The organism is Brevundimonas sp. AVps7 (genome assembly GCF_058681545.1).
Genome location: NZ_CM178742.1, coordinates 2,896,601 through 2,910,686, shown reverse-complemented (window position 1 = coordinate 2,910,686; position 14,086 = coordinate 2,896,601). Strand labels below are relative to the sequence as shown.

The window sequence follows — 14,086 nt, the reverse complement described above, 5'->3', positions numbered from 1 at the left end:
CTTTGACGGTGCGCCCAGCGCGCGCACCATCAAAGGAAATTGCAGTCTTCGGTTCCCGTGTCGGGGGCCCGACTCAGAGAGCCTTGAGACGCTTCAGATCCGGCGGCGTCGCTTCGTCCGTCAGGATGCGGATGGCTTCCTCGACAGAGACCAATTCCTGCGCCTGGGAGCCCAGACGGCGGATGGCGACCTCGCCCTTCTCGGCCTCGTTGCGACCGACGACGGCGATGACCGGCACCTTGCCGACCGAGTGCTCGCGCACCTTGTAGCCGACCTTCTCGTTGCGCAGGTCGGTCTCGACCCGCAGGCCCGCGGCCTTGAACTTCGCGGCGACGTCTTCCGCATAGCCGTCGGCGTCGGAGGTGATCGTCGCCACCACGGCCTGAACGGGCGCGAGCCACATCGGGAAGGCCCCGGCGTAGTTCTCGATCATGATGCCGATGAACCGCTCGAAGCTGCCCAGGATCGCCCGGTGCAGCATCACGGGCCGGTGCTTCTGGCCGTCCTCGGCGATGTAGGTCGCATCGAGCCGTTCCGGCAGGACATAGTCCAGCTGGATCGTTCCGCAGGTCCATTCGCGGCCAATGGCGTCCTTGACGATGAAGTCGAGCTTCGGAGCGTAGAAGGCGCCGTCACCCTCGGTCACAACCGGCTCGGTCCCGGCGGCGCGGGCGGCCTCGGCCATCAGGGCCTCGGCCTTGTCCCAGAACTCGTCCGAACCGGCGCGGTTCTCTGGCCGGGTGCCCAGGCTGATATAGGCCGTCTCCATGCCGAGATCGGCATGGACGCTGCGGGCCAGATTGATGAACTCCGACGTCTCCTCGACGATCTGGTCCTCGCGGCAGAAGATGTGGGCGTCGTCCTGGGTGAAGCCGCGCACCCGCATCAGGCCGTGCAGCGAGCCTGACGGCTCATACCGGTGGCAGGCGCCGAACTCGGCCATGCGCAGCGGCAGCTCGCGGTAGGACCGCTGGCCCTGGTCGAAGATCTGCACGTGGCCCGGGCAGTTCATCGGCTTGAGGCTCAGTTCCTCGCCCTCGACCGTCTCGCAGACGAACATATTGGGGCGATACTTGTCCCAGTGGCCGCTCTGTTCCCAGAATTTGCGGTCCAGAACCTGGGGCGTCTTGACCTCGACATAGCCGGCGGCATCGAGGCGGCGGCGCATATAGGCCTCCAGCACGCGCCACAGGACCCAGCCCTTGGGATGCCAGAAGACCATGCCCCGGCCCTCTTCCTGCATGTGGAAGAGTTCCATCGCCTTGCCGACCTTGCGGTGGTCGCGCTTCTCGGCCTCCTCCAGACGCAGCAGATAGGCGTCGAGATCCTCCTTCGTCGCCCAGGCCGTGCCGTAGATGCGCTGCAGCTGTTCGCGGTTGGAATCCCCACGCCAGTAGGCGCCGGCCAGTTTGGTCAGCTTGAAGGCCTTGCCCACCGACTTGGTCGAGGGGAAGTGCGGACCCCGGCACAGGTCGATCCACTCACCCTGTTTGTACAGGGTGATCGTGTCCGTGCCCGGCAGGTCGCGGATCAGCTCGGCCTTGAACTTCTCGCCGCGCGCTTCGAAGAAGGTGATCGCCTCGTCGCGGTCCCAGACCTCACGCTCGAACTTCGCGTCGCGATCCACGATGCGCGACATCTCCTTTTCGATGGCGGCGAAGTCGTCGGTCGAGAAGGGCTGCTCGCGGAAGAAGTCGTAATAGAACCCGTCCTCGATGGCCGGGCCGATCGTGACCTGGGTTCCGGGGAACAGCTTCTGGACCGCCTCGGCCAGCACGTGGGCCGTGTCGTGCCGGATGGTGTACAGCGCCTCGGGGTCGTCGCGCATGATCAGGCGGAAGTCGCCGCCCGTCTCCAGCACGCGGTTCAGGTCGCGCTGCTCGCCGTTGAGCTCGGCCAGGACGGCCTTCTTGGCCAGCGAGGGCGAGATGGCGTGGGCCACATCGCGGGCGGTCGATCCGGCCGGATATTCGCGCGTGGCGCCGTCGGGGAATTTCAGTTCGATCATGGGTTGTTCGTCTCGACTGGCGGAACCGGGTCGTATCCCGAACCGCCGAAGGGGTGGCATTTACAGAGCCGACGCACGGTGAGCCATCCCCCCTTGCGCAAACCGTGCTGGATCAGGGCGTCGCGGCCATAGTCCGAACAGGTGGGCAGGAACCGGCACGACTGGCCGAAGAAGGGACTGAGCGTCACCTTGTAGCCTCGATGGGCCGCGCGGACGCCGCGTTCGTAGAGAGTGTTGCCCTCTTTCATGGGGTATGGGCTGGCCATGGTGCGGGCTTATCCCTTGCCGGGCGGCGAGGGGCAACTCGGTCTCAAGTAGCGCGAAGCGCGATAGACCAAGAAAAATGACCTAGGCGGCGCCGGCGAGACTGGTTCGCGATGTGAGCGCTTGGCGGACGGCGTCCAGCGTCGCTTCGATGGCGACCATGGTCGAGGCATGCCGCGCCGGGTAGTCGGCGACCTGCTTCAGGGCGCGCAGGCCTTCGAACCGGCCTTCGGGGCCTTCGCCACGGGACTTCAGCATGGCCAGCATGGCGTCGCGTGCTGACTGCAGGTCCTCGGCCGTGGCGCCGATGACGACCTCTCCGACCACCCCCGCCGCCGCCTGACCCAGGGCGCAGGCCTTCACATCCTGGGCGAAGTCGGCGACGCGGCCGGCTTCATCCAGAACCACGTCGACCGTCGCCCTGGATCCACAGAGCTTGGCGACCCGCTCGCCCGTGCCTTCCGGCGCAGTCAGCCGCCCGGCGTGCGGCAGGTTGGCCGCCAGCGTCAGAATGCGCGCGCTGTAGAGATCGTCGATCATGTCCGCCGATATAGGCGCTGCGGCCTCTGCGGAGAAGACGGGCGGTCATTCGCGCGTCAGGTTCGGTGATTTGCCACCGGAACGATTGCCGGGTTAGCGTTCTTTCCGTTCCCGACACGAATGTCTTCAAAACGCCAAGGATTTTGCATGCGCCTGACCCTGATCGCCGCTGTTTCCGCCGTCGCCCTGCTGGGGGGAGCCGCCCAGGCCTCCGCGGCCGCGCCGCTGACGACCGCAACCCAGGCGACCGAGTATTCCGACGCCCAGCTTCAGGCTTTCGGCACCGCCATGACCGCCGTCCGCGCCGCGTCCCCGACCGACGGTTCGGCCCCGACCGCCGAGCAGCAGTCCACCATGGCCGCCGCCATCCAGGCCGCGGGCATGGACATCACCTCTTTCAACGCCCTGGCCACGGCCGTCTCGACCGATGACGTGCTTCAGGCGCGCCTCGCCGTGCTCGCCACCCCCGAATCGCCGGCCGGTTCGGTCGCGGCCTCGGTGACCGACGCCGAGGTCGTCCAGTTCGGCGCCGCCATGGCCGCCGTTCGCGCCGCCATGCCCGCCGGAGGCGCCGCGCCGACGACGGAACAGCAGGCCGCCATGGCCGCCGGCGTCACGTCCTCGGGTCTGGCTCTGGATCGTTTCAATGCGATCGCCGGCGCAGTGGGCTCCGACGAGCGCCTCCGGGCCCGCCTCGAGCTCGCCGCCGTCCGGGGCAGCTAGGACCTACTGGAGCGAGGACCAGGTCCGGACGAGGGCCGGGGAGGCGGTGTCGGTCGCGACCGGCGCCGTCGCCGGCCGGGTCTGGTTCCTCAGCCATTCCAGATTGCGCTCGGCCGCGTCCGGCGGCAGGTCACGGCGGATGATCTGTTCGGCTTCGGGTAGCTTGCCCTGAAGCCCCAGGGCCATGGCCAGGTTCAGCCGCATCTGCATCGAGGCGTTGGGCTGGGCCACCGCCCGGCGCAACAGGGTCTCGGCGCCCGACGGATCCCCGCCGGTCATCTGGGCCATGGCGGCGTTGTTCATCACCTCGGCATTGTCCGGCGACAGGCGCAGGGCCTCGTTCCAAGCGATCCGCGCGTCCTCGGCCCGGCGCACCTGCTGATAGGCTACGCCCAGCAGAGACAGCGGCCGCCAGTCGTCGGGCGCGAGCGACTTCGCCTGTTCCAGGGCGCCGATGCCGTAGAAGGCCTGGCCGCGCGCGATGTGGGCCCGACCGATCTCAAGCATGGCGTCGACGTTCTGCGGCTGGGTCACCAGCACCTGCTGGGCGGCGATCACGGCCTGGTCGTTCTGGCCCATCTGACGCAGAGCCTCGGCCAGTTTCACGCCCGCCACCGGATCGGCCGGATTGACCTCGACCTCGCGCGACCAGAACACCGACCGCGCCAGAGGATCGAGACGGCTGTAGGCGGCGCGCTGCTCCGCCGTCGCGGGGACGCGAGGCGCGGCCTGTTCGGTCTGCGCGGACGCAGGGCCGTTCAGGGCCAGGCCGCCGACGACGGTCAGTGCGATCAGTGCGATTGAGCTTGAGGCCCGGGTGCGCGACATGGGACGGTCCGATCGGATTTCTGCCCCTCAAGAATCGGCGCTTCGCGTCAAGCATTGGTTAATATCCGCCCCATGTCCGCAGTCTCGCCCGACGCCCTCATCGCTTCAGACGCCCCCGAGGCCGTGACCGCCACCCCCGTCCGTTTCCTGGGCCCGAAAGGCGTGCTGGCGCCTGCGGCCCGGGCCTGGGCTGAACGGCTCGGATTCAAGGGCAAGCCGGGCGAGGTGCTGGTCGTCCCCGGCGCAGATGGCGCTGTCGATCATGTGCTGGTCGGCGCCGGCAAGGCCTTCGATCCGATGAGCGCCCGCGGCCTCTCGGCCAAGCTGCCGGCCGGCCTCTATCGCCTTGAGGCTGAACCGGAGGAGGCCTGTGTCGCCGCCCTGGCCTTCCTGCTCGGTCGCTATGTCTTCGATCGCTACAAGTCGAAGGATCGCCCTGATGTCCGGCTGGTCGCGCCCGCCGGTCTCGATATCGCCGAGGCCCTGCGCATCGCCGCAGCCTGCGCCCTGACCCGCGAGATGGTCGACACCCCGCCCGCCGACATGGGCCCGCTGCAGATGGAGACCATCGCCCGCGAGATCGCCGAGGCCAACGGCGCCGCTATCTCGGTGGTGACCGGCGACGATCTGCTGGAGGAGAACTACCCGGCCATCCACGCCGTCGGACGCGCCGCCGCGCCGCATCGGGCCCCCCGGATCATCGAGATCGGCTGGAATCTGGACAGGACCGACCGGCCCCTGATCGCCCTCGTAGGCAAGGGCGTGGCCTTCGACACCGGCGGACTGGACATCAAGTCGGCCGCCGGCATGCGCAATATGAAGAAGGACATGGGTGGGGCGGCTCACGCCCTGGCGCTCGGCCGGCTGGTCATGCAGGCCGACCTCCCCATCCGTCTGGTGGTCCTGGTCGCAGCGGTCGAGAACGCCATCTCCGGCGACGCCTTCCGGCCGGGCGACGTGCTGCAAAGCCGCAGGGGCCTGACCATCGAGATCGGCAATACGGACGCCGAAGGCAGGCTGATCCTTGCGGACGCTCTGGCGCGGGCGGGCGAGCACGAACCCGATCTGACGCTGGACTTCGCCACCCTGACCGGGGCTGCCCGTATCGCCCTGGGGCCCGAACTGCCGCCCCTCTACACCGACGACGAAGCCCTGGCCGCCGATCTGCTGGCGGCGGCGGAAGCGGTCCGCGACCCCCTCTGGCGGATGCCGCTGTGGCCCGGCTATCGCGCCGCCATCGACTCGGACATCGCCGATGTCCGGAACGACTCTGCCGCCTGGGCCCAGGGCGGATCGATCACCGCCGCCCTGTTCCTGCAAAAGTTCGCGCCGAGCACGGGCGCCTGGGCCCATCTGGACGTCTTCGCCTGGAACAGCCGCGGCCGCCCCGGCCATCCCGAGGGCGGCGAGGCCCAGAGCCTGCGCGCCGCCTACGCCATGCTGAAGGCGCGATACGCGGGCTGAGCCCATCCAAGGCCTTCATCATCGGCGGCTTTTCTTCCCGGGCGCACCGGCCGACGAGGCCGTGTGGCGCGTGCGGCGAATCGAGTCGCGACCGTCACGGAGACGCGGCGGGTAAGGGTCTCGACCCGTGCCTTCACGACCCTCAGGCCGTTGGTCGCCATGACCGCGGTCGTGATCAGCAGGGCGTCGATCACGACCCCGACGTCGAACATCATTGACCAGATCATGACCTCCGACGCCATGGCCCGATAGACGACCAGCCCTTCCGCCTCGAACAGGAGAGCGGCCAGGAACCCGCCCGCGATCAGCCCGCCGTAGAACAATATCCGCCACACCGCCGTCCGGTTCAGCCACTGCGCCGGCGCCTCGATCAGCCAGTGGGTCAGCGACCGGGCGACCTTCGTCTCCGGAAACAGAACGACGACGGCCGCGGCCATCATCGTCATCAAGGCCAGGACCAGCATCACCCCTCCGCGATCACGTCGGACAGAACTGGCGTCGCGCAGGCGTGATTCAAGATCGCTGTGATCGGGCTCAAGCAGCGAACCAGAGCCTGTCCTCCGGCCGATCGGAGATCGGAACGGGGAGTGCGGCGAGCGATAGCCCACTAAAATGTTCGCCATTAACGGGACTTTCGCCTTCGTCTGTCACAAGGATCAGCCAACCGTCAGGGCCTTCGCTTGAACGACCTCTCGACCGACTTCGACCCCCGCACCACCCTCGCCCGGCCCGATCTGGCTGCGCAGGGGCTGGAAGGGCGCGTCCGGGCCGAGGCCTTCCGCGCGACCGAGCCGATGCGGGGCGCCGTCCCCGTCGCCGACATCCACGCCGAGGCTGATCCGGTTTCCGAGCGGATCGACCAGCTTCTGCACGGCGAGATCTTCGACGTCCTGGACCGGCGCGGCGGACGCGTCTGGGGCCAGGCCCGACGCGACGGAACCGTGGGCTGGATGGACGCCTTCGCGCTCGTTCCGCATCGCGCCCTGCCGACCCGCCGCATCACCTCCGCGACGTCCGCCTTGCCGCTGAACGCCCTGACCGACCAGGCCGCCGACAGTGCGCCCATCGGCGAGTTCGAGACCGATCCCGTCGCCGTGGCCGAACGCCTGCTCGGCGTGCCCCACAGCCTCGGCGCGCGCTCGTCGCTGGCCACCGACTGTTCCGGCATGGTGCAACAGGCCCTGTTCGCCTGCGGCCTCGCCTGTCCGCGTCATTCCGACGGTCAGGCTGAACTGGGTGTGGCCGTCTCGCGCGCCCAGGCCCGGCGCGGCGACATTGTCGTCTGGCTGAACATTTCCAGCGACCACAGCTGGACCGGTCATTCGGCCCTCATGCTGGACGAGACCCGCGTCATCCATGCCACCGGCTTTCACGGCGTGGTGAATGTCGAGGATTTCGCCGGGGCCGACGCCCGCTATCTGGCGGACGGGTTCGAGCCCGCCGTGTTCCGCCGCCTCTGATTTCCGCATTCCTGAAACGAAAACAGGCGGCCCGTGAGGACCGCCTGTTCCGAAGTCTGTCCTGTCCCCCGGCCTTATTGGGCCGGGGCGCTCGTCGCGGCCGGCGGAGCGACCGGAGCGGTCTGGGTCGTCGCGGCGCCGGTGGCGGCCTCGGCCGGAGCCGCGCCCGATTCCGTGGCGGCCGTCTCGGCGACGGCGCCCTCGGCGGGAACTTCGCCTTCGGCCGGAGCCGCGGCGCCCGGCTGACGCGCGGGATCCGGCGCGGGGATCGCATAGCCGGCCGAACCCTGGCTGCGCAGATAGGCGATCAGGTTGATTCGGGTCGGGGTGTCGCGCAGACCCGCGAACGACATCTTGGTGCCCGAGACGTAGCGGTTCGGCGCGGTGATGAACTGGTCCAGCTGGTCATAGCCCCAGGTCGGAGCCTCGGCCTTGTGGGCGATCATGGCGTCTGAATAGGCGAAGCCTGCGCTGTGCAGGACCGGACCACCCACGACGCCGTAAAGGTTCGGGCCGATGCCGTTCGCGCCGCCCGCGGCGATGTTGTGGCAGGCCTGGCAGCGCGCGAAGGCGGCTTCACCGGCGGCCAGATCGGCGACCGGCAGGACCGTGCCCCAATCCGGAGCCAGCTCGGCCTCGGCGGCGCCCGCATCGGCCTCGTCAGGGACGTTGACCAGATAGCCCATCTTCTCCGGGGCATGCGGCGCGTAGATCGCGCCCGAAACCTGCTGGACCACCAGGATGGCGAACACCGTCCCCAGGCCCGCGCCAAAAATCTTGTTCCACTTCAGATCGCCGCTCATCGCGTCGTCGCATCCCGCTTCTAGAGGCCCGGCCGGCACGGCAAACCGGGCGAAATCTTGATTGGCGGTCTCTTACACGCTAGCGCCGCCTTCGCAACCGGCCCCGGACCTCAGTTTGAGCGTCGGGGCGTCGCATGACCGAAGGGCCTGCCGTGACGCCTTTGATACTGATACCTACTCGCATGTCGGCGACCCGGCTTCCGGGCAAGCCGATGGCCGATATCGGCGGCAAACCCATGGTGATCCGGGCCTGGGAGCAGGCGGTCCTGTCGGGCCTGCCGGTCGCCGTGGCCGCGGGCGATCAGGAGATCGTCGATGTCATCGAGGCCGCGGGCGGCCGCGCCGTCCTGACTGATCCGGACCTGCCGAGCGGCTCCGACCGGGTTCTCGTAGCGCTGGAGACGCTCGATCCCGACGGCGAATATGATTCGGTCATCAACCTTCAGGGCGACATGCCGCTCGCCGATCCCGGCATCGCCACCGCCTGCGCCGCCCTCCTTCACGGCGAGCCGTCCTGCGACATCGCGACCCTGGTCGCGCCCGAGGCCGATGTCTCGGATCGCACGAATGTCGACGTGGTCAAGGCGGTGCTGGCGATTGCCGAGGGCGAGAGGCACGGCCGCGCCCTCTACTTCACCCGCTCGACCCTGTACGGCGACGCGCCCGTCTGGCGTCACATCGGCGTCTACGGCTATCGCCGCGAGGCCCTGAAACGTTTCTGCGCCGCCCCGCCCTCGCCGCTGGAGAAGCGCGAGAAGCTGGAGCAGCTGCGGGCGCTGGAACTGGGCCTGTCGATCTGGGCGGCGGTGATCGCCGAAGCGCCCATCTCAGTGGACAATCCGGCGGACCTGGAGGCAGCGCGGGCTCTGGCCTAGACCTCGAAGCCGTCAACCCACGCCTGGAGCAGGGTGCGGGCGATGGCGAACCTGGGCGGCGCCTTGAGCTCATGCGCGCCGTCCAGGACCGCCCGCGCCTCGTCCTTCGTCAACCAGCGGACCTCTTCCAGCTCGGTCATGTCCGGGGTCGCATTCGCATCCGACACCTCGGCGATCAGGCCGATCATCAGCTGGGACGGGAAGGGCCAGGGTTGGCTGGAGTGATAGCGCACCGCCGTCACCGTCAGCCCGGCCTCTTCCTTGATCTCGCGGGCGCAGGCTTCCTCGATCGTCTCGCCGGGCTCCAGGAACCCGGCCAGGGCAGACATCCGCCCGGCCGGCCAGGCCGCCTGACGTCCCAAGAGGCAGCGTCCCTCGAACACCGGCAGCATGATCGTCACCGGATCGACGCGAGGGAAATGCTCGGCCGTGCAGGACGGACAGACCCGCCGCCAGCCCCCTGCCGCCGTCTTCGTCTCATGACCGCAGTTGGCGCAGAAGCCGTGCCGCCGCCGCCAGTCGAACAGCGACTTGGCCCCGCCCGCCATGGCCGCCTCGGGGCCCGACAGCACAGCCGCCGCCTCGCGAAGGCCGGTGAAGGCGCCCAGACCCTTGATCGGCCCCTCGGCCGGATCCGATGGCCCTTCGAACTCGACGGCGAACACCGGAGCCGACTTCCACAGCCCCAGGAAAATCTCGCGATCGGCGTCGCGGATCACGTCCCGCGCATGGGTCAGCGCCAGCCAGGCCAGGCGCGGCCCGTCCGGGTGGTCCTCCAGCAGCGGCTGCCCGTCCCAGAAGACCATGGCCAGCGCATCCGGGCTCTCGCCCTGTTCGACCAGCCACTCGGGCGTATTGCGGAAGTCTCCGGCGCGATCCAGCGGATTGCCGGCGAAGGTATTGAGGACGGGGAGGGCCATGTCGCTTCCTAACCGGGTTCTTATCGCTCGGGGAGAGGCGCCTTGATCTCGCCGTCGCGATTCGCGATATGGAACTCGGAGATCGCGGGCGAAGGCTTCGCCAACCTGGTCAGGGCCGGAAGGCAGCAGCCACAACGAATTCCCCTTCGGGTCGCGGTCTCCACTCTCCCTCCTTTGGTGCGCTAACGCTCGCGACGCCGTCGCTCGCTGCTTGAGCGCATTCCTCCCCCAAAGCGCAGCGCAGGGGGAGGGGGACCGCCGCGCGCTTGCGCGGGGGTGGAGGGGGCTCACACCAGACACAGAATTCGCCGTCAGCCCCCTCCGTCTCTGCGCTTCGCTTCGAGCCACCTCCCCCATCGGGGGAGGATGGGAACCTTGGCCGCTCCCGTCCGCTCCCTTGGCCAGTCCAACCGGAGCGACACCATGAGCATTCTCGGCAACATCCTCGGCAAGATCTTCAACCGCGACAAGGACAAGCCCGCGGCCCCGAACGCGCCGGCCCAGCCTGCGCCGACATCCACGCCGGTTCAGCCTCAGGTGACGGCCGCCGCCGCCACGGCGCCTCAACCTGCTCAACCCGTCGATGTCGCCGGCATCCTGAACTTCATGAACGAGCAGCGGGACCAGAAGCTGAACTGGCAGACGTCGATCGTCGACCTGATGAAGCTGCTCGGGATGGAAAGCTCGCTCGCCGAGCGCAAGGAACTGGCTGACGAGCTCGGCTATTCCGGCGACAAGTCCGACAGCGCCTCGATGAACATCTGGCTGCACAAGCAGGTGATCCAGAAGATCGTGGACAACGGCGGCCAGCTGCCCCGCGATATGACGTCGTAATTTCCTTTCGTCATCCTCCGGCAAGCCGCCCTTGCGGCGCAGACCGTGGGACCCAGCGGCGCGCGAGAGCGCGAACCTGTCGCGGACACCGTCACTTCGACATTGTGAGTGAACAGATCGCCTTCGGCGCCGGTGCGTCCCCCGGTCTTCGCTGCGCTACACCGGAGGATGACGAAAGAAGGGACAGAGAGTCGCGCGGTCCGCCTTACTCGCGGTAAGACGGTCCCATGACCGACGTCGACCTTGATTCCGGCGATCCGCCCTGGGCGGAAGACGACGCCCCAGAGCGCGACGAGAACACCGACGACATGTTCGGCGCGCCCGCCCCTGCGCCGGACTCAAATCCTGTCGCCGAGGCGAAGCCGGTCGAACCTATCACTGTCTCCACGCCCGCCCCGGTCGAAGGCGACGGCGAGGCCTACACCGTCCTCGCCCGCAAATACCGGCCGAAGACCTTCGAGGACCTGATCGGTCAGGAGGCAATGGTGAGAACGCTCACCAACGCCTTCGCCACCGGCCGCATCGCCCACGCCTTCATGCTGACCGGCGTCCGGGGGGTCGGCAAGACGACCACGGCCCGTCTGCTCGCCCGCGCCCTCAACAACGAGACTGACGTCATCGACCGGCCCTCGCTGGAGCTGACCGCCTTCGGCCGCCACGACGCCTCCATCATGGCCGGCCAGCATATGGACGTCATGGAGATGGACGCCGCGTCCCACACCGGCGTCAACGACATCCGCGATATTCTCGAAAGCGTGCGCTACGCGCCGGTCGAGGCCCGCTACAAGGTCTACGTCCTCGACGAAGTCCACATGCTGTCGAACCAGGCCTTCAACGCCCTGCTGAAGACGCTCGAAGAGCCTCCGCCCCACGCCAAATTCATCTTCGCCACCACCGAGATCCGCAAGGTCCCGGTGACGATCCTGTCGCGCTGCCAGCGTTTCGACCTGCGTCGCGTCGAGCCCGAAATCCTCGTCGAACACCTCGCCCGGATCGCCGGCAAGGAGGGGATGAAGGTCGAGGACGACGCCCTCGCCCTGATCGCCCGCGCCGCCGAGGGCTCGGTCCGCGACGGCCTCTCCCTGCTCGATCAGGCCCTGGTCCAGGGCGAGAAGGGCGAGCCGGTCGCCACCGACACGGTCCGCGACATGCTCGGTCTCGCCGACCGCAGCCAGACCATCGCCCTGTTCGAACAGGTCATGGCCGGCCGCACGCCCGAGGCCATCGAGACCTTCCGCACCCTCTACGGCTACGGCGCAGACCCGGTCCAGGTCACCAACGACCTGCTCGAACACTGCCACGCCGCCTCGGTCGCCAAGATGCTCGGGCCCAACGCCACCCGCCTGCCCAACGACCAGGCCCAGCGTCTGGCCGCCATGGGCGCGGCGGTCTCGGCCGGCACCCTGTCGCGGACCTGGTCCATGCTGCTGAAGGCCCTGGACGAAGTGCGTCGCGCCCCGTCGCCGGCCGACGCCGTCGAAATGGCCATCGTCCGCCTTGCCTACGCCGCCGACCTTCCCGGCCCGGAAGAGGCGCTGAAGAAGCTCCAGAACGGCGAGGCCCCGGGCGGCTCGGGCGCGCCCCGGGGCGGCGGCGGGGGCGGGGGCGGGGCCTCGGCCCAGCTGGCCATGCGTCCAGCCGCTCAACCCTCCCTGCCCGATCCGCAGACCTTCGAGGCCGTCGTCGCCCTGATCGGCGAGAAGCGTGAAATCGCCCTGCAGATGGATGTGCAGCGCTACGTCCGCCCCGTCTCCTTCAAGCCCGGCGCCCTGACCTATGAGCCGGTCGACGGCGCCCCGGCCAACCTCGCCACCCGCCTGTCGTCGCGGCTCAAGGACTGGACCGGCCGCCAGTGGTTCGTCATCGCCAACGGCCAGGGCGGCGGCGAGACCCTGATCGAACAGGAAAAGAAGGCCACGGCCGCCATCCGCGCGGGGGTCGAGGCCGATCCCTTCGTCAAGGCTGTGCTGGAGGCCTTCCCCGGCGCCGTCGTCGGCGAGATCAAGACGCTGGCCCCCTCGGTCGAGATGCCCGCCATCCCGGATGAGGCTGACGAGGACCAGGACTAAAAATCCCGAGTGAAGGACCCTATCTAGAGCCCATGAAAGATCTCAACGCCCTGATGCAACAGGCCCAGGCGATGCAGCAGAAGCTGCAGGACGCCCAGGCGAAAATGGCCGAAACCACCGCGGAGGGAACCTCCGGCGGCGGCCTCGTCACGATCGGCCTGAAGGGCCCCGGCGAGGTCACCGCGGTGAAGATCGACGACAGCCTGATGGTGCCGGGGGACACCGAGATCCTGTCGGATCTGATCGTCGCCGCCCACGCCGACGCCAAACGCAAGCTGGACGCCATCAACGCCGAGCTCATGCGCGAGGCCGCCGGCCCGATGGCGGGGATGAACATCCCGGGCATGCCGAAACTCTTCTAGCCCCAGCTGCTGAAAAATGGCCGCCTCCGCCGGACCCGAGATCGAGCGCCTGATTTCGCTCCTGGCCAAGCTGCCGGGGCTGGGTCCCCGCTCGGCCCGGCGCGCGGCCCTTGCCCTGCTGAAGAAGCGCGAGCAACTGCTTGAACCGCTGGCCGCCTCGCTGGCCGAGACGGCGGCCAAGGTCGTGTCCTGCTCGGTCTGCGGCGCACCCGACACCCGCGACCCCTGCTCGATCTGTTCGGACCCCGCCCGTGACAACGCCCTGATCTGCGTGGTCGAGGAGGCCGGCTCCCTTTGGGCCATGGAGCGGTCCGGCGCCTTCCGCGGCAAATACCATGTGCTGGGCGGGCTTCTGTCCGCGCTCGACGGCGTCGGCCCCGACGCCCTGCGCGTCTCCGAACTGATCGGCCGGGTCAAGGGCGGAGAGGTGCGCGAGGTCGTTCTGGCCCTGCCCGCCACTGTCGACGGCCAGACCACCGCCCACTACCTCGCCGACCGGATCGCCGGAAATGACGTCGAGATCACCTCACTCGCCCGGGGCGTCCCTGTCGGCGGCGACCTCGACTGGCTCGACGATGGCACCATCGTCCAGGCGCTGCGGGCCAGACGACCCGCGTGACGAAACGCCGGGGTTGAACGGTTCCGCCAAACACGCTCTGATCCCGTCGATGGAGGGCCGTGCGATGGGACGTGAGATCAGGGTGGCGCTCGGCGCCTCCGCCGGCATCGCCGCCCTCGTGATCGGCTTCATCTTCCTGGTTCGCTACGCCGTGCCGGCGATCCTGGAAGCGCATTTCGCGGGCAGTCTGATCACCGCCTCGGTCGTCGGCATCGCCGGTGTTCTGGCCCTCGTCTGGGCTGCGTGGAAATTATTCGCCTGGGCGTCGCGTGCGCTCGGCGCCGGGGGAAACTACCAATGACATTCAGCGCCGGCGT

16 protein-coding genes and 1 other RNA gene are annotated in these 14,086 nt (G+C 68.7%); 10 read left to right on the top strand and 7 right to left on the bottom strand.

Annotated features, from left to right (window positions below; genetic code table 11):
- Positions 1 to 73 precede the first annotated feature (73 nt).
- The 3 genes from thrS to ACW17Y_RS14515 all read right to left on the bottom strand — a co-directional run bounded on the left by thrS (position 74) and on the right by ACW17Y_RS14515 (position 2,812).
- Entirely contained in the window at positions 74 to 2,008 is a 1,935-nt protein-coding gene (gene thrS / locus ACW17Y_RS14525; RefSeq protein WP_492036383.1) for a threonine--tRNA ligase, read from the bottom strand.
- The gene (gene yidD, locus ACW17Y_RS14520) at positions 2,005 to 2,274 is read right to left on the bottom strand and encodes a membrane protein insertion efficiency factor YidD (protein ID WP_492036382.1); all 270 of its coding nucleotides are present in this window, start codon (positions 2,272 to 2,274) and stop codon (positions 2,005 to 2,007) included. The genes thrS and yidD overlap by 4 nt, the downstream gene beginning before the upstream one ends.
- An 82-nt stretch (positions 2,275 to 2,356) precedes the next feature.
- Positions 2,357 to 2,812, bottom strand: coding sequence for an iron-sulfur cluster assembly scaffold protein (locus ACW17Y_RS14515; protein ID WP_492036381.1), 456 nt, complete (start codon positions 2,810 to 2,812; stop codon positions 2,357 to 2,359).
- Positions 2,813 to 2,959: 147 nt separating this feature from the next.
- On the opposite strand from ACW17Y_RS14515, the gene ACW17Y_RS14510 reads away from it, so the two are divergent.
- A complete protein-coding gene (locus ACW17Y_RS14510) occupies positions 2,960 to 3,535 on the top strand; it encodes a DUF4168 domain-containing protein (protein ID WP_492036380.1) in 576 nt (191 codons plus the stop codon).
- 3 nt (positions 3,536 to 3,538) lie between these two features.
- Here the strand turns inward: ACW17Y_RS14510 and ACW17Y_RS14505 are convergent, their stop codons facing one another.
- On the bottom strand, positions 3,539 to 4,363 hold the full coding sequence (locus ACW17Y_RS14505; RefSeq protein WP_492036379.1) for a tetratricopeptide repeat protein: 825 nt from the start codon (positions 4,361 to 4,363) through the stop codon (positions 3,539 to 3,541).
- Positions 4,364 to 4,435: 72 nt separating this feature from the next.
- On the opposite strand from ACW17Y_RS14505, the gene ACW17Y_RS14500 reads away from it, so the two are divergent.
- Positions 4,436 to 5,827 (top strand): leucyl aminopeptidase family protein, encoded by a 1,392-nt coding sequence (locus tag ACW17Y_RS14500; RefSeq protein ID WP_492036378.1) that lies wholly within the window; start codon positions 4,436 to 4,438, stop codon positions 5,825 to 5,827.
- Here the strand turns inward: ACW17Y_RS14500 and ACW17Y_RS14495 are convergent.
- Positions 5,794 to 6,291, bottom strand: a complete 498-nt coding sequence (locus tag ACW17Y_RS14495) for a hypothetical protein (RefSeq protein ID WP_492036377.1) — start codon at positions 6,289 to 6,291, stop codon at positions 5,794 to 5,796. The genes ACW17Y_RS14500 and ACW17Y_RS14495 overlap by 34 nt on opposite strands.
- A gap of 216 nt (positions 6,292 to 6,507) precedes the next feature.
- Between ACW17Y_RS14495 and ACW17Y_RS14490 the strand changes: the two genes are divergently transcribed.
- Positions 6,508 to 7,287, top strand: a complete 780-nt coding sequence (locus tag ACW17Y_RS14490) for a C40 family peptidase (protein ID WP_492036376.1) — start codon at positions 6,508 to 6,510, stop codon at positions 7,285 to 7,287.
- Between the two features lie 74 nt (positions 7,288 to 7,361).
- On the opposite strand, the gene ACW17Y_RS14485 is transcribed toward ACW17Y_RS14490, so the two are convergent.
- On the bottom strand, positions 7,362 to 8,090 hold the full coding sequence (locus ACW17Y_RS14485; protein ID WP_492036375.1) for a c-type cytochrome: 729 nt from the start codon (positions 8,088 to 8,090) through the stop codon (positions 7,362 to 7,364).
- A 182-nt stretch (positions 8,091 to 8,272) separates the two neighbouring features.
- Between ACW17Y_RS14485 and ACW17Y_RS14480 the strand changes: the two genes are divergently transcribed.
- Positions 8,273 to 8,965 carry a 3-deoxy-manno-octulosonate cytidylyltransferase gene (locus tag ACW17Y_RS14480; protein ID WP_492036374.1) on the top strand — a complete coding sequence of 231 codons (693 nt, stop codon included), beginning with the start codon at positions 8,273 to 8,275 and terminating at the stop codon, positions 8,963 to 8,965.
- On the opposite strand, the gene nudC is transcribed toward ACW17Y_RS14480, so the two are convergent.
- Positions 8,962 to 9,885, bottom strand: coding sequence for an NAD(+) diphosphatase (gene nudC, locus ACW17Y_RS14475; protein ID WP_492036373.1), 924 nt, complete (start codon positions 9,883 to 9,885; stop codon positions 8,962 to 8,964). The two genes, ACW17Y_RS14480 and nudC, sit on opposite strands and share 4 nt — an antisense overlap.
- 74 nt (positions 9,886 to 9,959) lie before the next feature.
- On the opposite strand from nudC, the gene ffs reads away from it, so the two are divergent.
- From ffs to ACW17Y_RS14445, 6 genes are all read left to right on the top strand, one after another.
- An RNA gene (gene ffs, locus ACW17Y_RS14470) (signal recognition particle sRNA small type) lies at positions 9,960 to 10,053 on the top strand.
- A gap of 207 nt (positions 10,054 to 10,260) precedes the next feature.
- The gene (locus tag ACW17Y_RS14465) at positions 10,261 to 10,719 is read left to right on the top strand and encodes a DUF3597 domain-containing protein (protein ID WP_492036372.1); all 459 of its coding nucleotides are present in this window, start codon (positions 10,261 to 10,263) and stop codon (positions 10,717 to 10,719) included.
- Between the two features lie 227 nt (positions 10,720 to 10,946).
- Positions 10,947 to 12,788: a DNA polymerase III subunit gamma/tau gene (locus ACW17Y_RS14460; protein ID WP_492036371.1), complete on the top strand. Its 1,842-nt coding sequence runs from the start codon at positions 10,947 to 10,949 to the stop codon at positions 12,786 to 12,788.
- A gap of 32 nt (positions 12,789 to 12,820) precedes the next feature.
- Positions 12,821 to 13,150 carry a YbaB/EbfC family nucleoid-associated protein gene (locus ACW17Y_RS14455; RefSeq protein ID WP_492036370.1) on the top strand — a complete coding sequence of 110 codons (330 nt, stop codon included), beginning with the start codon at positions 12,821 to 12,823 and terminating at the stop codon, positions 13,148 to 13,150.
- Between the two features lie 16 nt (positions 13,151 to 13,166).
- The gene (gene recR / locus ACW17Y_RS14450; protein WP_492036369.1) at positions 13,167 to 13,769 is read left to right on the top strand and encodes a recombination mediator RecR; all 603 of its coding nucleotides are present in this window, start codon (positions 13,167 to 13,169) and stop codon (positions 13,767 to 13,769) included.
- 64 nt (positions 13,770 to 13,833) lie between these two features.
- A complete protein-coding gene (locus ACW17Y_RS14445) occupies positions 13,834 to 14,070 on the top strand; it encodes a hypothetical protein (protein WP_492036368.1) in 237 nt (78 codons plus the stop codon).
- Positions 14,071 to 14,086: the final 16 nt, after the last annotated feature.